General features: G+C 71.2%; 18 protein-coding genes. 8 read left to right on the forward strand and 10 right to left on the reverse strand.

The features are described 5' to 3' along the window. Positions 1 to 40 precede the first annotated feature (40 nt). Genes FHS38_RS30655 through FHS38_RS30675 form a run of 5 tightly spaced genes read right to left on the reverse strand, consistent with a single transcriptional unit; the run spans position 41 to position 2,837 of the window. On the reverse strand, positions 41 to 610 hold the full coding sequence (locus FHS38_RS30655; protein ID WP_221495546.1) for an L-2-amino-thiazoline-4-carboxylic acid hydrolase: 570 nt from the start codon (positions 608 to 610) through the stop codon (positions 41 to 43). Then, entirely contained in the window at positions 607 to 1,158 is a 552-nt protein-coding gene (locus FHS38_RS30660) for a beta-ketoacyl synthase chain length factor (RefSeq protein ID WP_184739154.1), read from the reverse strand. The genes FHS38_RS30655 and FHS38_RS30660 overlap by 4 nt, the downstream gene beginning before the upstream one ends. After that, the gene (locus tag FHS38_RS30665; RefSeq protein WP_229822821.1) at positions 1,155 to 2,309 is read right to left on the reverse strand and encodes a beta-ketoacyl-[acyl-carrier-protein] synthase family protein; all 1,155 of its coding nucleotides are present in this window, start codon (positions 2,307 to 2,309) and stop codon (positions 1,155 to 1,157) included. Before FHS38_RS30665 ends, FHS38_RS30660 begins: the two co-directional genes overlap by 4 nt. Further along, positions 2,281 to 2,580, reverse strand: coding sequence for an acyl carrier protein (locus FHS38_RS30670; protein ID WP_221495547.1), 300 nt, complete (start codon positions 2,578 to 2,580; stop codon positions 2,281 to 2,283). Before FHS38_RS30670 ends, FHS38_RS30665 begins: the two co-directional genes overlap by 29 nt. After that, positions 2,577 to 2,837, reverse strand: coding sequence for an acyl carrier protein (locus tag FHS38_RS30675; protein ID WP_184739156.1), 261 nt, complete (start codon positions 2,835 to 2,837; stop codon positions 2,577 to 2,579). Before FHS38_RS30675 ends, FHS38_RS30670 begins: the two co-directional genes overlap by 4 nt. A 31-nt stretch (positions 2,838 to 2,868) precedes the next feature. Here FHS38_RS30675 and FHS38_RS30680 point away from each other — a divergent pair, with 31 nt between their 5' ends. Next, the gene (locus tag FHS38_RS30680; protein ID WP_184739158.1) at positions 2,869 to 3,630 is read left to right on the forward strand and encodes a 4'-phosphopantetheinyl transferase family protein; all 762 of its coding nucleotides are present in this window, start codon (positions 2,869 to 2,871) and stop codon (positions 3,628 to 3,630) included. Between the two features lie 161 nt (positions 3,631 to 3,791). On the opposite strand, the gene FHS38_RS30685 is transcribed toward FHS38_RS30680, so the two are convergent. Next, positions 3,792 to 5,222: a class I adenylate-forming enzyme family protein gene (locus tag FHS38_RS30685; RefSeq protein ID WP_184739160.1), complete on the reverse strand. Its 1,431-nt coding sequence runs from the start codon at positions 5,220 to 5,222 to the stop codon at positions 3,792 to 3,794. Positions 5,223 to 6,028: 806 nt separating this feature from the next. Here FHS38_RS30685 and pabB point away from each other — a divergent pair. The 4 genes from pabB to FHS38_RS30705 are packed head-to-tail and all read left to right on the forward strand — an operon-like array spanning position 6,029 to position 10,885. After that, positions 6,029 to 8,146, forward strand: coding sequence for an aminodeoxychorismate synthase component I (gene pabB / locus FHS38_RS30690; protein WP_184739163.1), 2,118 nt, complete (start codon positions 6,029 to 6,031; stop codon positions 8,144 to 8,146). Then, on the forward strand, positions 8,143 to 8,958 hold the full coding sequence (locus FHS38_RS30695) for an aminotransferase class IV (protein ID WP_184739165.1): 816 nt from the start codon (positions 8,143 to 8,145) through the stop codon (positions 8,956 to 8,958). Before pabB ends, FHS38_RS30695 begins: the two co-directional genes overlap by 4 nt. Position 8,959: 1 nt before the next feature. Next, complete coding sequence (locus FHS38_RS30700; protein ID WP_184739167.1) at positions 8,960 to 9,415, forward strand: MaoC family dehydratase N-terminal domain-containing protein; 456 nt, start codon at positions 8,960 to 8,962, stop codon at positions 9,413 to 9,415. Positions 9,416 to 9,472: 57 nt separating this feature from the next. Next, positions 9,473 to 10,885, forward strand: coding sequence for a class II 3-deoxy-7-phosphoheptulonate synthase (locus FHS38_RS30705; protein ID WP_184739169.1), 1,413 nt, complete (start codon positions 9,473 to 9,475; stop codon positions 10,883 to 10,885). Positions 10,886 to 10,954: 69 nt separating this feature from the next. Here the strand turns inward: FHS38_RS30705 and FHS38_RS30710 are convergent, their stop codons facing one another. Further along, positions 10,955 to 11,533: a Uma2 family endonuclease gene (locus FHS38_RS30710; protein ID WP_184739171.1), complete on the reverse strand. Its 579-nt coding sequence runs from the start codon at positions 11,531 to 11,533 to the stop codon at positions 10,955 to 10,957. A 59-nt stretch (positions 11,534 to 11,592) separates the two neighbouring features. Next, entirely contained in the window at positions 11,593 to 12,546 is a 954-nt protein-coding gene (locus FHS38_RS30715) for a hypothetical protein (protein ID WP_229822822.1), read from the reverse strand. Between the two features lie 377 nt (positions 12,547 to 12,923). On the opposite strand from FHS38_RS30715, the gene FHS38_RS30720 reads away from it, so the two are divergent. Then, positions 12,924 to 13,442, forward strand: a complete 519-nt coding sequence (locus FHS38_RS30720; protein WP_184739173.1) for a GNAT family N-acetyltransferase — start codon at positions 12,924 to 12,926, stop codon at positions 13,440 to 13,442. Positions 13,443 to 13,484: 42 nt separating this feature from the next. On the opposite strand, the gene FHS38_RS30725 is transcribed toward FHS38_RS30720, so the two are convergent. Both FHS38_RS30725 and FHS38_RS30730 read right to left on the reverse strand, forming a co-directional pair. Next, entirely contained in the window at positions 13,485 to 14,126 is a 642-nt protein-coding gene (locus tag FHS38_RS30725) for a hypothetical protein (RefSeq protein WP_184739174.1), read from the reverse strand. 112 nt (positions 14,127 to 14,238) lie between these two features. Beyond that, entirely contained in the window at positions 14,239 to 15,096 is an 858-nt protein-coding gene (locus FHS38_RS30730) for an SAM-dependent methyltransferase (RefSeq protein WP_184739176.1), read from the reverse strand. A 134-nt stretch (positions 15,097 to 15,230) separates the two neighbouring features. Here FHS38_RS30730 and FHS38_RS30735 point away from each other — a divergent pair, with 134 nt between their 5' ends. Together FHS38_RS30735 and FHS38_RS30740 are read left to right on the forward strand one after the other, a co-directional pair. Next, entirely contained in the window at positions 15,231 to 16,265 is a 1,035-nt protein-coding gene (locus tag FHS38_RS30735; protein WP_184739178.1) for a winged helix DNA-binding domain-containing protein, read from the forward strand. 416 nt (positions 16,266 to 16,681) lie between these two features. After that, entirely contained in the window at positions 16,682 to 17,779 is a 1,098-nt protein-coding gene (locus FHS38_RS30740) for a type III polyketide synthase (protein ID WP_184739180.1), read from the forward strand. Position 17,780 lies beyond the last annotated feature (1 nt).

Genomic DNA, 17,780 nt, shown 5'->3' on the forward strand with positions numbered 1-17,780 from the left:
GCCTGTACTTCGCGGCCCGGCCCCGGAAGACCGGATCGCGTCAACTCGCCTGTTCTGCGGGAACCTCTGCCGAAACCGGGATTTCTGCCGAGACCTCGGTGTGCGCCTCTCTACGAACCTCCGTGTGGAACCGGCACGCGCTTCCCCCGGTGCGCATGCACTCCACGGTGGTCTCCTGGACCTTCACCCCGAGCCCCTCGTACCAGCCGCCCCGCATGTCCAGGCAGGGGCAGTCGTACCCCTCCAGCGAGCGGGCGGCTTTGAGCATCCGCAGGGCGAAGAACTCGGTGACGACCGTCTCCAGGCTCTCCTCGCCGATCTCCTCGACGTGGCTGCGCATCATCTGCTCAGTCATCATCGTGCGGGTCAGGCCCGCCACCGCCTTCGCCAGCTCGGCGGGCGAGGAGCCGTCCGGTACGCCGTGGGTGTTCGCGTACCAGGTGCCGACACGACGGCCGACGAAGCGCAGTGCCTCGGCGTTGATCTCGTTGGCGGCCTCCTGGCCGAAGCGCTTCTTCACGCCCTGGTACCAGCGGGCGTCGTGCAGCCACCAGAACTGCCGGAGCGCCGCTGTGAGGTCGTTCTCGGACAGGTTGTCGTCGTCACTCACGCTTCCACCTCGCTCGCTGTGTCCGGCCCGACCAGCAGGGCCGTGGCCGTGCCGTGCGCGCCGTCCTCCGTCGCCAGTTCCAGCAGCACGATCAGTGCGTCGTCGGCCGCGTCGTCCAGCAGGAGCAGGTCCGCCGTCGCCAGCGCCTCCTGTTCGGGGTCGCTCTCCGGGCTGAGGCACACCACCGGGCCGACCAGGCCCCAGCGCTTGGCCACGTAACCGATCACGGCGTTGGGCACGGACTGGAAGAACAGCAGCGGCTGGACGGACCGGCCGGCGTCCACGGCCTTGGCGACGGCCCGGTCGGTGGCGGTGTCGCCGGCCTTGCTCACGACGAGCACGGCCGTGCGCCGCTCCCGTCCGGGCTCGGCGGGCGGCTCGCCGTGGGCGCGCCTGAGGCAGCGCTCGGCGGCCTCGGCGGCCAGCGGGGCGAACGACGACACCACGAACCCGGCCAGCTTCGGCGGACCCTTGACCGGGTCGTCCCCGGCCTCCGGCCACTCGGCCCGGGACAGGACCGAGAGCCCCTCCACGGACAGCCCGGTCATGCCGCCACCGCCCCGAGCACCAGGGCGGTGTTGGCCCCGCCGAAGGCCGCGTTGAGGGACAGCACGGCCTGGGGCGCCACCCGCTGGGGGGCGTCCACCACGAGGTTCAGCTCGCAGGCCGGGTCCGGCCCGAGGTAGCCCGCGTTCACGGGGACGGTTCCTTCCTGGAGCGTCAGCACGGACACCGCGAACTCGACGACCCCGGAGGCCTCCAGGGTGTGGCCGTGCAGCGACTTGGTGGAGCTGACCGGAACCTTCCGGGCCGCCTCGCCGAAGGCCCGCCGGATCGCGGCCGTCTCGGCGGAGTCGTTGAGGGGGGTGCCGGTGCCGTGCGCGTTGATGTAGTCGATGTCGTCGGGGGCCAGCCGCGCGCGGCCGAGCGCCGCCTCGATGGCGGCGGCCATGCCGAGGCCCTCGGGGTGGGGCTGGCACACGTGGAACGCGTCCCCGGCCCGTCCCCAGCCCAGCAGGGCGGCGATCGGGGTGGCCCCCCGGTCCGCCGCCGCCTCGGCGGACTCCAGGACCACCGCGCCCAGGCCGTCGCCGAGGAGCAGTCCCTTGCGGTCCTGGCTGAACGAGCGCAGGTGCCCGTCCGCGGCCAGGGCCCGGCCGGCGTCGAAGAGCGCGTAGGCGTCGGCGTCGACGAAGTAGCCCGCCGCCACCACGACCCGCTCCTCGCGCCCCGCGGCGATCAGGGCTGCCGCGTCCGCGATGGCGGTGCTCGCCGCGACACAGGCGTTGGTGTACGTACGGGTCGCGTCGCGCAGCCCGCACCGCTCGGCGATCTCGGTGCCGCTGGTGTGCTGCGCCTGTGCGTGGTGCTCGGGCAGCGTCAGCCTGGGCGGTGCCTGGTCGCCGTGCCGGGCGAAGAGCAGTGGCGTGCGGGCCGCCGCCTCGGCGCCCAGCCCTGCCCGGCCGATCGCCTGGGTGACCGCGTCGGTGATCTCGTCGATCAGGTGCGGGTCGCCGGGCAGGGTGGCGGCCCGGTCCACCCGCCGCCTGGCCACGTCGAAGCGGGTGACCGGCCCGAAGGCCGGCTGCCCGGCGGCGAGTCCCTGCCGCAGCGCTTCGAGACCGCGCCCGAAGGCCGTGGTCACGGCAAGTCCGGTGACGACAACGGGTTTACGCGTGCTGTGCTGCCTTACGGTCACTCCCCTCACCTCCTGTTCCGTCGCCCGTCCCGTCCTTGGGGGAGGGAAGGACCTCACCGAGGACGCCCAGCGCGTCGTCCAGCGTCGTCATCCGGGCGAGCTGGACGTCGTCGAGGTCCAGCTCCAGGTCGTACCGCTCCTCCAGCGAGTGGACGAGCCACGCCAGCTCCAGCGAGTCGACGCGCTCGGCTATGTCGCCGGCCTCCCGCTCCCCGTACTCGGCGAGGATCTCGATCAGCAGTTCCTTGGTCAGGGCGGGTGCGGCGGTCATCGGCCCTGGCCCGCGGTCGCGCGGTCCACTATCTGGGAGACGAAGTCGCCGAGGGTCACCTTGGCCAGGCCCTCCAGCTCCTCGTCGGTGAACTGGACGTCGTACTTCTCCTCCAGCCGCATCGTGACCTCGGCGAGGGTGAGCGACTCCAGCTCCAGACCCTCGTCGCCGAGCGGGGTCGCGTCGGTGACGCCGTCGACCTCGTAGTTGAGTTCGCGCAGCACGTCCAGGACGAATTCGCGGGTTTCGGTGCTCACTTGGTTGACTCCTGACTTATGGGTGTGACGTATGAGTGAGGTCGTGTCGGAGGCCCCGGAGCCGGTCGGCCCGGGCGATGTGGTCGTCGTCCGGCTGACGCACAGCCGGGAGCGGCGGCCGGACAGCGCCCCGCTGGTGCGGGAGGCGGCGGCGGACGTCCTGCGGGTGCCACCGGGGGAGATACGGATCGGGCGGGAGCCCGGGGGCCGTCCCCGGCTGGGCGGCGCGGCCGAGGGGCTGCACGTGAGCGTCAGCCATTGCGCCGGTGTGGTGGCTGTGGCGCTGAGCCGGCTGGGCCCGGTGGGAGTGGATGTCGAACGCCTGCGTCCGCTGCCGGCCGTGGCGCTGGGCCGCCGTTGGTTCTCGGCGGCCGAGGCCCGGTGGCTCGCGGACCGCCCGGCCCTGGAGCAGCCCGCTGCCTTCCTGTGGCTGTGGACCCACAAGGAGGCCATCGGGAAGGTGCGCGGCCTGGGGCTATCCGACGGCGGACTGCGCCGTCCGGTGCCGTACCCGGCGGGTTCGTCGTGGTCGGACGGGCTGTCGCAGCCTGACGGGCTGCTGCACCCGGACGGGCTGTCGTGGACGGACGGACTGCCGTGGACGGACGCTGACCCGTGGACGGATGCCCCTCGCCTCGCCCGGTCGCCCGTGCTGGCACCCGTCCCGGGCGATCCGGGAATGAGTACGGCCGCCCCCCGGATACCCGGCGGGTACCTGCTGGCCGTCGCCGCCGCCGGACCCGCCGCGACAGGCGCGCCGGTCGTGCTGACGGGCCCCGACCCGACGCCTTGATCCCGTCAAACGCGCCCCCGTCAAACGCGCCCCCGTGCCACGCGTCCCCGTGAAACCGGGCCCCGTGGAACGTGATGCCGTGCCACGTGACCACGTGCAACCCGCCCCCGTGCAACGGGATTCCGTACAGCCCCCCGAACACGCCTTGCCCCCCGTGTGTTTCATCGTGTGTACCCGTCCCGCTCCGCGGCCGCCCGCAGGGCGTCCTGGTCGTGCAGTGGCTTGCCCGTCACCGTGCGGGGCAGCTTCGGCATGACGTACCAGCGGCGCGGCAGCTTGAAGTCGGCGAGCTTCCGGCCGAGCGCCTCCTCGATCCCGTCGAGCGTGGTCGCGGCCTCCAGCTCCACGTAGGCGTTGATCCCGTCGCCGTACAGGACGACGGCCTCCCGCACACCCGGCAGGGCGGTGAGGGTGTCCTCGACCTCGCTCAGGTCCACCTTCAGCCCCCGGACGGAGACCTGGGAGTCGAGTCGGCCGCGCACGGTGATCAGGCCGGTGACGTCGTCCATCTCGCCGGCGTCGCGCGTGCGCAGCCAGCCGTCGGCCCAGCGGCCCGACGGCCGGTCGCCGATGTGGTCGGCGAGGTAGGGGGATTCGGGTGCGGCGACGAGGAGTTCGCCTTCGTCGACGCGGACCCGGACCCCCGGGGCGGCCCAGCCGGTCGCCGGGCGCATCGCGCCGCTCATGTCGGTGGCGATGACGCCCGTCTCGGTCATGCCGTAGCAGTCGCCGAGCGGGGCGCTGAACCGGTCGGCGAAGGTGGCGGCGAGCTGCGGACGGGTCCGGCCGCCGCCCGACAGGGCCTGGACGAGCTGGGGCATGCGCGGCGGCTCGGCCACCGACCCCAGCAGGGTGAACTGCGCGGGCACGCCCATGAGCAGGGTCGGGGCGGGGTGCGCGAGGACGGTGTCCATGACCCCGGCGGGGGTGGTGCGGGCGGGCAGGGTGAAACGGACGTTGTTGTGGAGGCTGTGCAGCAGCCCCCCGATGAGGCCGTAGGTGTGGGTGAGCGAGCTGAGGGCGACCAGCCGCCCGCCGGGCCCCGGCATGCCGTCGATCCGTGCGTAGCTGTCGAGCTCGGCGGTCAGGCTCGCGGCCGTGCGGCCGATGGCCTTCGACGGGCCGGTCGTCCCGGAGCTGAGCTGGAGGAGCAGATGGCCGGTCGCGGCGGGGCGGCCCGGGTACGGCGTGAGGTCCACGTCCACTTGGTGGAAGCCGCGCAGCGCACCGGCGGACTTCGCGGTGGAGATCAGGAGTTGGGGCGCCGCGGTCTCCAGCGCGCGCTCGGTCTCGGGGGCGGTGAGCCGGTGGTCCAGCAGCGCCGCCTGGGCGCCGAGCCGCCAGACCGCGAGGAGGTGGACCACGTACGCCAGCGAGGGCGGCAGCCGGAGGGCGGCCGTGCCCCCGGCCCTCAACCCGGCCTGGGTGAGGGTCGCTTCGCAGTCACGCACGGCGCGGCGGAGGGTGCTGCGGTCGATCTCGCGGTCGAGGACGAGGCAGACGTCGTCCGAGGAGCCGCTCAATAAGGTGTCGTCGACCCAGTCGGCGCCGGTCGTGGCGCCGGGTAACTGCGTTGCTGCCCCGTGATACATCGATGCTCCAGAGTGTGAAGCCCGCACCGGCGGGCGCCCGTTGCCGGGCCGCACAGAAGGTTGCACGGAGGCTGGCGACTTACGCGAGTGAATTATCGAAGGTGCGCCTGCGTCTTGCGGGATCGAGCCGTCTTCCCCCGTCTCGATCTATGACGCCGCGCCACCCGGCCACGGTTGCCCCCGTACACGAAAGCCACCGTAGACGCGGCCTCGCGAGTGCGCAACAACTGTCCGAGAGCACCCCCGGTAACCCCCCGTTATCCATCCGTAATACGTCGGGATTTGGCCGTCCCGACTGGAAACATGCCATCGTTCCTGGCAAGACGCTATCGATCAAATGACGTGCGTCACATTAGGGCAAACATCCTGCGGATGTTGCTAGGTTGATTTCCCGTCACTGCCGGGGCCCCGTCGTGGGGCGTGGGCGGTTGAGGGTCAACTCCGCTTGGACAGTGCCGTGGTACGGGGGTATGAGGGCCATGTTCACGAGTAGCGAGCAGCGAGAAGTTCGGGGCCGGCGGGTGGGGCGGCGCGCCGGGCCATGAGGGTCACCCGGGTCGGCGAAACGGAATATGCAAGCTCTGTTTTCACCTGGATGTGATCTGCGCGATCCATTGTGGCCGTGTCCCGTCATGTTGCCGGACGGTCGTCTTCCGGGTGGCCCGTCCAATTCGGCGCCCATGTTGTCACCGTTAATTTCGTGTGAATTATTTTTTTGCGCTGGGAATAGTCGGCCGAAGGTCGGCTCCGCCATTGATGTCTTGGCCTTGATTCGGCCCGCTGATTCATCCAGGGAGAGTCCTTGCATGCGTACGCTCATCGTGGACAATTACGACTCGTTCACCTACAACCTTGCCCACTACGTCGCGCAGGCCACGGGTTACGAACCCGTCGTGGTCACCAACGACGATCCGCTGTGGCGGCCTGAGCACCTGGCGGAGTTCGACGGCGTCATCATTTCCCCGGGGCCGGGCACCCCCGAGCGGGAGGGGGACTTCGGGATCTGCCGCGACATCATCCGCGACTCCGAAGTGCCGCTGCTCGGCGTCTGCCTGGGGCACCAGGGCCTGGCGCATGTGCACGGCGGCACGGTGGAGCGTGCTCCCGAGCCCCGGCACGGCAGGTCCTCGCCGGTGCTCCACGACGGTACGGACCTGTTCGCCGGGCTGCCCTCGCCGTTCGAGGTGGTGCGCTACCACTCGCTGGCCGTCAGCGCCCTGCCCGACGGGCTGGAGGCGACGGCCTGGACGCCGGACGGGATCCTGATGGGGCTGCGGCACCGTACCCGCCCGCAGTGGGGCGTGCAGTTCCATCCGGAGTCCATATGCACCGAGCACGGCCATCAACTACTCGCCAACTTCGCGCAGTTGGCCGAGCGTCACGGGCTCCCGGGGCGCCGCCGCGCCAAGCCCTCGGCCGCAACCGTGGGCCGCACCACCGGAGCCGGTACCTCCGTCCCGGAGGCCGCACCCGTGCCGCACTTCCGTGTGCACACCACCGCCCTGCCCACCCAGTGGGACCCCGAGGTGGCCTACGACCACCTCTTCCGTGCCGCCCCGCACGCCTACTGGCTCGACAGCAGCCGTCCCGACGACCGGCTCGGCCGGTTCTCCGTCATGGGTGATGCCACCGGCCCGCTGGCCGAGGTGGTGCTCGCCGACGTCGAGAACTGCACCGTGACCCGGCAGAAGTCCGACGGCACCACCGAGGTGCTGAGCACCCCGTTCCTGGACTGGCTGGACGCCGATCTGCGCGCGCGCCGCGTCGAGGTGCCCGCGCTGCCCTTCGAGTTCGCCCTCGGCTGGGTCGGCTACCTGGGCTACGAGCTGAAGGCCGAGTGCGGCGGCAGCGCCGCCCACTCCTCGCCCAACCCCGACGGCGCCCTGATCTTCGCCGACCGCGCGGTGGTGTTCGACCACGCCACCTCCACCACCCACCTCCTCGCCCTCGCCCCCGCCGACGACGACACCCAGGCCCGTACCTGGCTGGACGCCACGGCCGAGCGGCTGGGCCGCCTCACGGGCCTCGGCGCCGACGCCACGCCGGCCGATCCGGGCGCCTCGCTCGAGGTGAGCCTGCGCCACGACCGGCGCGCCTACCTCGACCTGATCGGCGCCTGCCAGGAGGCGATCAACGCCGGCGAGACCTACGAGGTCTGCCTCACCAACATGATCGACGCCGAGGGCTCGATCGACCCCTGGGACAGCTACCGCTTCCTGCGCCGCACGTCCCCCGCGCCCTTCGCCGCACTGCTGAACTTCGGCGCGCTGTCCGTACTGAGCACCTCGCCCGAGCGGTTCCTGCGCATCGACCGGCACAAGGTCGCCGAGTCCAAGCCCATCAAGGGCACCCGCCCGCGCGGTGTCACGCCCGCCGAGGACCAGGCCCTGACCGAGGACCTGCGGGCCAGCGAGAAGGACCGCGCCGAGAACCTGATGATCGTCGACCTGGTCCGCAACGACCTCGGCCGGTGCGCGGAGGTCGGCTCGGTCTCGGTGCACAAGATGTTCGACATCGAGAGCTACGCGACCGTGCACCAGCTCGTCAGCACCGTCCGCGCCCGGCTCAAGGCCGACAGCTCGGCGGTGGACTGCGTGCGGAACGCCTTCCCCGGCGGCTCGATGACCGGCGCCCCCAAGATCCGCACCATGCAGATCATCGACGACCTGGAGGCGGGCCCGCGCGGCGTCTACTCCGGCGCGATCGGCTACTTCTCCCTCAACGGCGCCGCCGATCTGAGCATCGCCATCCGCACCACCGTCATCACACCCGACCGGGTCCGCTACGGCGTCGGCGGCGCGATCACCGCGCTCTCCGACCCCGAGGAGGAGTACGAGGAGACCGCCGTCAAGGCCACCCCGATCCTGCGGCTGCTCGGGGCGACGTTCCCCGAGCGGGCCCTCGAGACGCCCGGTCTGCGATGACCACGACAGCAACGCCGACCGTGTTCGTCGCCGGGCCCTCGGGGCGGCTGACGGAGGAGAGGCCCCCCGTCGCCTCCCGGCTGCTGGCCGCCGATTCCTGGCTCGTCCAGGACGGCGCGGCCCGCGCCGTCGAGGGCCACCGGCGGCGGTTCGCGGCCGCCTGCGCCGAGGCCGGCGGCCCGTCCGCCGAGGAGGTGGACAGGTTCTGGGACGCGGCGCTGAGCCGGCTGCCCGCCACGGGGGAGTGGTTCCCGAGGGCGGAGCTGGTGGCGGACGGGGACGGGACACGGCTCCAGTTCCGCGTCCGCCCCGCCCCCGCCCGCACCCGCTCCGTACAGGTGTGGATCTCCGGGCGGAGCGATCAGCGGACGCTGCCCCGCCGCAAGGGGCCGGACCTCGACCACCTCGGCGAGCTGCGGGCCGCCGCGATCGCGGCCGGGGCGAACGAGGCGCTGCTCACCACCCCCTCCGGCCTGGTCCTGGAGGGCGCCACCGCCAACCTCCTGTGGTGGGACGGCGACGCACTCTGTGCCGTCGACCCCACGCTGCGCGTCCTGCCCGGCGTCACCAGCGCCTGGGTGCTGAAGCTGGCCGCCGAGCGGGGCATCCCGGTGCGCCTGCGCCGCGCCGTGCCGACCGACCTGGCCGGCCGCGAGGCGTGGTTCACCAACGCCCTGCACGGCATCCGCCCGGTCACCTGCTGGGTGGGTTCCGACGTGCGGCCCGGCCCGCCCCGGCTGGCCGCCGCCTGGCAGGCCGAGTGGCTGGCCGCCGCCACCCCACTGCCACACCTTCACCACCGGAGCGCCTGAGATGCCCCTGGACCCCTCCTTCATCGGCCGTACCTACCCGCCCACGCCCCCGTACGAGGTGAGCCGCGAGAAGATCCGCGAGTTCGCCGAGGCCGTGGGCGACCTCCACCCCGCCTACACCGACCCCGTCGCCGCCCGTGCCCTCGGCCACGACGACGTGATCGCCCCGCCGACCTTCCCCTTCACCATCGCCCACCGGGCCGCCGACCAGGTCGTCCAGGACCCCGAGCTGGGTCTCGACTTCAGCCGCGTGGTCCACAGCGACCAGCGGTTCGACTACACCCGTCCGATGCGGGCGGGCGACCGGGTGTCGGTCGTCACGACCGTCGAGTCGGCCGGGTCGCTGGGCGGCAGCGACATCCTCGGGGTGCGCGGCGATGTGATCGACGCCGTCGGGGAGCACGTGGTGACCGTGCGCATGAGGATCGTCGCGCGCGGCGCCGACCGGAAAGGCTGACGGGCGGGTCGGGTCCCTGGACATGGCAACCGCCCCACAGGAAACGGATACCGGATCATGACCGCGTTCACCTTCGTATCGAACCCTTTCGGCACACCGTCCACCCCCACCACCGGGGCCGGCTGGAGCCCCGGCTCCTGGCAGGAACACCCGGCCGCCCAGCAGCCCGAATGGCCCGACACCGCCGCCCTCGACTCCGTCGTCGACCAGCTCGCCCTCCTCCCGCCGCTGGTCAGCGCGGCGGAGAGCGCCCGGTTACGCGCCGCCCTCGGCGCGGCGGCCTTGGGCGACGGCTTTCTCCTCCAGGCCGGTGACTGCGCGGAGTCCACCGGCTCCTTCCACGCCGACGCCGTTTACAACAAGGTCAAGGTCATCCTTCAGATGTCCACCGTCCTCGCCTTCGGCAGCGGGCTGCCCGTGGTCAAGGTGGGCCGCATCGCCGGCCAGATGGCCAAGCCGCGCTCCAACCCGTTCGAGCCCGTCGACGGCCCGTCCGGCCCCTTGCTCCTGCCCAGCTACCGCGGCGAGATGGTCAACGGCAGCGCACCCACGCCCGAGGCCCGCCGCCCCGACCCCGACCGGCTGCTGTACGCCTACTACCGGTCCGCTTCCAGCCTGAACCTGCTGCGCATGTTCACCGCGGACGGTTTCGCGACGCTGGACGAGGTGCACGCCTGGAACCGCGAGCACGTCGGGGCGGCCGCCGCCGACCCGCGCCACGTCGCCCTGCTCGACGACATGGACCACGTCCTGCGCTATCTCGCCTCGCGCCCCGGCAACCAGCCCGCCGCGCCGGAGCAGCACGGCTTCGACTTCTTCACCTCGCACGAGGCCCTGATCCTTCCCTACGAGCAGGCCCTGACCCGCTGGGACCACAGCGGATCGGCCTGGCACGACGCCTCGGCCCACATGGTGTGGATCGGCGAGCGCACCCGTCAACTGGACGGCGCGCACGTCGAATTCGCCGCCGGCATCGACAACCCGATCGGCGTGAAGGTCGGCCCGACCATGGAGCCGGACGACCTCCTCGCCCTCTGCCACCGCCTCGACCCGACCCGCGACCCGGGCCGCCTCACGCTCATCACCCGCATGGGCGCGGGCCGCATCCGCGAGGCCCTGCCGCCCCTGGTCCGCGCGGTCCGGGACGCCGGCTACCCGGTGCTGTGGATCTGCGACCCGATGCACGGCAACACGATCACGGGCAGCCGCGGCGTCAAGACACGACGTTTCGACGACATCGTCGACGAACTGCGCGGTTTCATCGAGGTCCACCGCGCGGCGGGCACCCACCCGGGCGGTGTGCACCTGGAGCTCACCGGCGAGGACGTCACGGAGTGCCTGGGCGGCACCACGTCGGAGGTCCTGGACGGAAATCTGTCGGACCGCTACGAGACGGCCTGCGACCCGCGCTTGAACCGGAGCCAGGCGTTGGAACTGTCGTTCATCGCTGCGGAGTTGTTGCGGAGGTAAGTGAGGGTGGGAGGGCCTGAGCCCGGGTCGGCGTGACTGATCCGGGCTCCTGGATGCAGGATCCCGCCGTCAGCGGGCGTAGTTCTTGAACCTCTCGGTATCCAGGTTGATCCCGACAGGCTCGGGGATCTTCGCGGTTTCGCCGTACGGATAGGTCCGCCGGTTCCGGTACTTGCCGGCTTCCGGCTGGCTGTAGACGACGACTTCGCAGGCGTCACGGTCGACGAGGAGGTAGATCGGGATGTCTGCTGCGGCGTATCCGTCCCGCTTCTCCCTGCGGTCCCGGCGGTCGGTGTCCGGGTCGTGCGACGTGACCTCGACGGTCATCAGTACGCCTTCGGGACTGGCCCATTTCCCTTGGCCCACGAAGTGGTCCTCGGGCGCGAGACAGCCGTCCGGGATGGCTCGGCCCTTGCAGTAGGCCTCGACCTTCAGCCCCTGTTCCGGGTACAGCGCCAGCTCGGGCCGCTGCTGCATGCACTGCTTGAGCAGCCACATGACGATCGCTCCGTGACTGCCGTCCGGCACGGGCTTGACCTCCAGCTTTCCGCTGATGAACTCCAGCCGCACGGTCTCCGGCGACGTGCGGGCGAGCTCCTCGAACTCGGTGACGGACATTTGGGGCCGGTCGGCAGCGCTGGGGGTCATGGTGTCGCCTCCTCCCCTCAATGGTGCCCCGACATCGGGTGGTGCGTCCTGCAGGATGGTCATGTCCTTCTCCTTTCGCGTGTGCGGAGGGTCGCGCGCAGCCGCTCGATCCGGGCATGGATCTCGACTTCCGTCGCGCCGAGCGGTTCGTCGGACAGGTCGCCACGGCAGGGGCGGCAGAGGCCGCCGGGCAGGGCCTCCGGGCGGCCGGGCGTGCCGCAGCCGGTGCATTCCATGAGGCGGCGAGGCGCGTCGGGGGCCGCGGCCCGCGCGATGCGGACCGGCTCGGGCGGCAGTTTGTCGATGAGTCGTTTGCGGGTCAGGGCGCCCGGTGAGTGGACCACGTCCGGCAGTCCGGCCGTGATGGTCCGCGCGAAGTCCGACGGTGTCACCCCACGCGCCAGCCACTCGGCGGCCAGGTCCTCCAGGGCGGCGCATTCGGCGGCCGAGAGGGTCAAGCGGGCGTCGGTGCGGCCGAGGGCGGCGAGGGCCTCGTAAGCGTCCGAGCGCGCCGCTCGCGCGGTCCACGCCGTTCGCGCAGTTCGCGCCGGGCGGGGCGGCGGTTCCTCGTCCGGGTGAACCTCGGCCGTCGGGCGCGGTGCCGCCGCTACGGGCGAATCGACGACGTCCGGCACGTCGCCCGCCAGGAAACACGCCCACCAGGCGTCACCGCGCGGGGTGCGCGAGAAGTACGTACGGAACACCCACTGCGTACGCCCCTCGCCGACCTGCTCTCGCACCCGCCGCAGGTGGCCCGCGTGCGAGAGGGCGTTGAGCCCGGACCGTACGGCCTGTTGGCCGTAGGCGGGCAGGGTGGCGGCGAGGGTCTTCGTGTCGATGGCGGCGCCGTCCGGCAGCCGGTCGATGTGCGAGGCGATGCACGCTTCGCGTTCGGGTAAGTGTGCGAAGTCGTCACGACGGCGGGGTGCTTGGTCCGGCGCGGAACGTTTGCCGTAACCGGGTGACGCCATGGCGGGCGGACGCGGTGCGCCGATAAGGTTGGCAGCAGCCAAGGAGATCCCCTGTAGATCTTGTTGGTCAAACCCCCGTCCGGTGTCGCAAGCACCGGCGGGGGTTGTCTGTTGTGGGGGGACGCTACACGGCGACAGCATGCCGTGGCGACTCGGTCACAAATTGTCATCCGTGCGTGTGGGGACGGCAGTTGGGAGGGAGGGTGGGTTGTCACCCACCACCCATTCCACAGACAGGGAGCTCGGATCTCGACGCCCGGATCCCGAAGCTCGAGCCCCGGCAGGGCGTCTGCTGGTGGGGTCTTGCTAGGCTCCGGACACGCGTGAGGTGCGTGACTACTTCTGTGGCAAGGGAGGTTGATGAATATGGCTGGCGCCGACCTTCATCAGCATGCCCTCAAGTCAACCAGGAGTTTCGCGTGTCTTTCTCTTTCTCACCGACCGGTACGGATCTGATCACCGAGCGTCTCGTGCTGACGCAGTGGTCCACCGACGAGCTGTCCGCCGTCCTCGACGAGCGTCGGCTCGCTCGCTGGGCGGAGGACTTTCCCGCCGAGGGTGACCGTGCCATCGCCGGTTTCATGGCCGAGCAGCCGGAATGCATGCGGGAGGCGTACGGCCAGCGGCAGATCGTCGAGCGGGAGACCGGCCTGGTCGTCGGCGCCATAGGGCTGTTCTGGCCGCCCGCCGACCGTTCCATCGAGATCGGGTACGGCATCGTGCCGTCCCGGCGCGGTCGCGGTTACGCCGCCGAGGCCACCCGGGCCCTGGCCGGGTTCGTTCTGGCCGCACCCGGCGTGGACACCGTGTACGCCAACGTCGAACTCTCGAATCCGGCCTCGGGCCGGGTGCTGGAGAAGGCCGGACTGCGGCGCGTCGGCAGTGACGCGGAAACGGTCCGGTACGTCGGCACGGCGGCGGATCTGACCCTTTCGTAGGGCGAGTTGCCGCCGGTGGGCTCCACACCCACCGGTGGCGGCTCAGCCGGCGGTTGCCGTCGGCGTCCGTCCCTGCTCGACCTCCAGCAGCCGCTTCGCCTGCATCCGAGCCAGGGAGAGCAGGATCTTCGCACTGTCCGGCTGCTTATCCGCGTCCTGATAGACCATGTGGGCCATCGCCGTACCCACACGAACCGTGATCGAAAGACTCGGACTGGCATAGGGAGCCCGGGGCAGGGCATGGGCTTCGCTCTCGTTGCCGACGGGCGGCATGGACATCGGCCTGCTCCCGTACGAGCCGGGCCTGGTTCCGGACTTGAAGTCGGTACCGGCTGTCGTGCGGTCATGGAATGCGAAGAGATCTATGTGCACGCTGCCGGTGTCACCCGGTGCCTTGTACTGCACGCTGCCTCTGCGCGACCAGGGCAAGCAGTTCCGGGTGTTGCCATCGGTGCACCGCTTGGCCGGTGGGACCTCCCGAACGGACAGCGGTGTCACACCGATCTTCCATCCGATCGGCATGTCTTGAAGGTCCGGCAGCGCCTTCCGCAGCCCCTCCGCATCAAGCCTCACGTCCGGATCAGGGAACGTCTCCCGCTGTGCACCGCCCTTGGAACGTGCCGCCTCGGGCGCCCCCGTACCCTCGCCACCGCACCCCGCCGAGCCGCCCAGCACCATCAGCACCGCGGCGAGTGCCCATGTGCGGCTGAGCGGCCCCTTCCCAACGCGTCGCACGATCCCTCCGGCCTTCCCGCTTCGAGCGTAAACGCCGAGCATATGGGGGTCGTGCCCGCGCTCACGACTCCGGGCGGTGTGCGTGGAAGACGCCCCAGCGGAGGTGGTCGTTCCGGCAGGCGTCGACCCAGAGGGGCAGGTTCTCCAGGAGGCTCTTCACATACGCGGGGCTGATCACGTCCTGGAGCTCCGCCGCCCGGCGGCGGGTCTCTTCGGTCAGCCGGACGTAGTGGGTGAGCAACTGCTCGCTGCGGTCGTCGAACTCGACATCCTGAAAGCCGAGTTCGCGAAGCTGCTCGCGGTAGAAGGACGGAGTCGCGAGGGCGGTCACCTCCAGGCGGGCCACGACCGGGCGCAGCGCCTCCGCAGGGGCGTCCTCCACCGCCATGATGTCCGTGAAGACCAGGTCGCCACCCGGCTTGAGGACGCGGGTGGCCTCCCGGAGGAGCGTTGCGCGGTCTCCGCTGTGGCAGAACGCTTCCTGGGACCACACGACGTCGAAGTGGGCATCGGGGAAAGGGATGTCCTGGAAGGAGCCGGTGACGACCTGGATGAGGTTGTCGAGGCCGTGCTCGGCATTGGTGCGCCGGTGCCGTTCGTTCTGGCTCTCGCTGATGTTGAGTGCCACGACCTGGCCCCTGAAGCGTTCCGCCAGATAGCGGGTGGGGCCGCCGTACCCCGAGCCCAGGTCCAGGACCGTCCTGCCCGGGCCGAGGCGGTCGGCGACCTTGTCGGCCGCCTTCTCGACCGTACGCCGGGAGGCCTTCGCCACCGGTTCGTGCTCGTGGGCGTAGATGCCGGTGTGGATGTCCTCGCCGCCCCAGACCGCGTCGTAGAAGGCGTCGACGTCATCGGTGTCGTAATAGCGGCGGGCCGCTTCGGCGGCGGTCGCGGCGCTCTGTGTGCTCTCGTTGCTCATGGCTGTCGTCCTCGCTCGGTCGGTCGTCCGGGTGCGAATCCACACAGGTACAGGGCGTGACAGTAACGGAGGTTATCCCTCCGTAGTGCTGTGCGCGTAGGGGTTGGGCGCGATCCGGTCTACTCTGCCGAGTCGTGGCAGAACAGCGACACATTCGCGCGCAGCGAGCCCGAGCCCAGGCCATCGGGGGCGGTGTCCGCTGCGGCGGGGTGACCGAAGTGCTGGCGCGGGTCGTCGGTGTGCAGTCCCAGGACCCGGCGGCGGCCGCGCTCGGGGTGCGGGCCCGGTCCGCCGGGCTGACCGCCGGGGACGTGCGGCGGGCGGTGGGGGAGGACCGGACGGCGGTGCGCGGCTGGTTCATGCGCGGCACGCTGCACCTGGTCGCCGCCTCCGACGTGCGCTGGCTGCTGGAGCTCCTCGGCCCGGTGTTCCTCCGGTCGGGGGAGCGGCGGCTGCGTGAACTCGGCCTCGACCCGAAGCTGTGCGCCCGCGCCGAGCGCGTCATCGGTCTCGCGATCGCCGCCGACGGCCCGCTCACCCGGGCCGAACTGACCGAACGGCTCGGGGGAATCGGAGTCCCCACGCAAGGGCAGGCGGCCTTCCACCTCATCCGCCGCTCCGCGCTCGCCGGGCAGATCTGTTACGGCCCGGAGGGTGACGGCCCGACAGCCCGTGCCCGCTTCGCGCTGCTCGACGCCTGGCTGCCCGCCGAAGGCCGGCAGCCTTGGGAGGGCGAGGCCGCCGCCGTCGAACTGGCCCGCCGCTACCGGGCGGGGTACGGGCCTTCCGACGTGCAGGACTTCGTCACCTGGTCCGGACTGCCGACGTCGGCCGCCAAGCGTGCCTGGGCGGCGACGTCCGACGGGGAAACCGAGGACGCGGCCGAGGAGGGCGACGTCCGGCTGCTGCCCGCCTACGACAACTACCTGACGGCGTACCGGAGCAGGGAGCTGTCCGTACCGGCCGCGCACGAGCGGCGGGTGTGGCCCGGTGGTGGGCAGATCCGTGCGTCCATCGTCGTCGACGGCTGGGCCGTCGGCACCTGGAGCCGTGGTGTGAAGGGGTCGGCCGGGGTGATGGTCAGCCCGTTCGGCGCGCTGTCCGCCGGGGTCGAGGACGGGGTGGCGGCGGAGGCCGCGGACATCGACCGGTTCCTCGCGCGGGGGTAGGGCCCGCGAAACCCGGTTCGACCGGGAGCGGCCGCGGGCCGTCCGCCGTTGTCGTGGATCGCACAGTGCTTCGTACGACGGTCTGGCGCTCCCTGCTCGAACCTTTCCGAAAAATCCACTATCCGGGTGAACTGTGCCTTCTGATGTGTGGCGCGGCGTTCATTGCGGCATGGTCACAAATAGGCTGGCGCGCCATCGGCGGGGCTCTGGGCGTGAGGGGAGTACTGCGATGACCACTACGGACGTCGTACGCACCCCTCCCTCCCCGCCCTGTCAGGACGCCGGCGACACACCGCTCACCCGTTCCCCTGAACCGCGGCTGGTCGTGCCGGTGGGGGAGGTGCAGTGGAATCCCGTATCGATCCGGCGTCGTCCGCTCACGGTCACCCCGCCGGTCGCCTGGTAGGAGGATCTCCGTGGCAACCCTCTGCAGACCGGCCATCGCCGTTCCGGAGCATGTGATCACCAGGGACGAGACCCTGGAGCTGGCCCGTACGCTGCACGCGGGGCACCCCCAGCTCGATCTCGCCCTGAGACTCATCGGCAATACCGGCGTGCAAACCCGCCATCTCGTGCAGCCGATCGAGGAGACCCTGAAGCATCCGGGTTTCACCGCGCGCAACGCGCTCTACGAGGAGGAGGCCAAGGCGCGCGTCCCCGAGGTCGTCCGAAGAGCGCTGGCCAACGCCGAGCTCGACGTCCGCGACATCGACATGATCGCGTACGTCTCGTGCACCGGCTTCATGATGCCGTCGATGACCGCCTGGCTCATCAACAACATGGACTTCCGCACCGACACCCGTCAGCTGCCCATCGCCCAGCTGGGCTGTGCCGCCGGCGGGGCGGCCATCAACCGCGCCCACGACTTCTGCATCGCCTATCCCGAGTCGAACGTGCTGATCGTCTGCTGCGAGTTCTGCTCGCTGTGCTATCAGCCGACGGACCTCGCGGTCGGGACGCTGCTGTCGAACGGGCTCTTCGGGGACGGCATCGCCGCCGCCGTGGTGCGCGGCCGTGGCGGCACGGGAGTGAGCCTGGAGTGCAACGGCTCGCACCTGGTGCCCGACACCGAGGAGTGGATCTCCTACGGGGTCCGCGACACCGGCTTCCACTTCCTGCTGGACAAGCGCGTGCCCGGCACGATGTCCATGCTCGCCCCGGCGATGCGGGACATGGCGGCGCCCTACGACTGGGACGTCTCCGGGCTCGACTTCTACATCGTGCACGCGGGCGGGCCCCGGATCCTGGACGACCTGTGCAAGATCCTGGACCTGCAGCCGACGATGTTCCGCTACAGCCGGGCCACGCTGACCGAGCGCGGCAACATCGCCAGCGCGGTCATCTTCGACGCCCTCGACCGGCTCTTCGAGGACGGCGGCGCCGACCACGGCGCCCGGGGCATCATCGCGGGCTTCGGCCCCGGCATCACCGCCGAGATCGCCCTGGGGACCTGGTCCGAGCCGGGCAGGGAGCGGGAGCGGTCGGTGCGCGAGACAGTGACGATGCCGGCGTGAG

The organism is Streptomyces netropsis (assembly GCF_014203545.1).
Classification (GTDB): Bacteria; Actinomycetota; Actinomycetes; order Streptomycetales; family Streptomycetaceae; genus Streptomyces; species Streptomyces netropsis.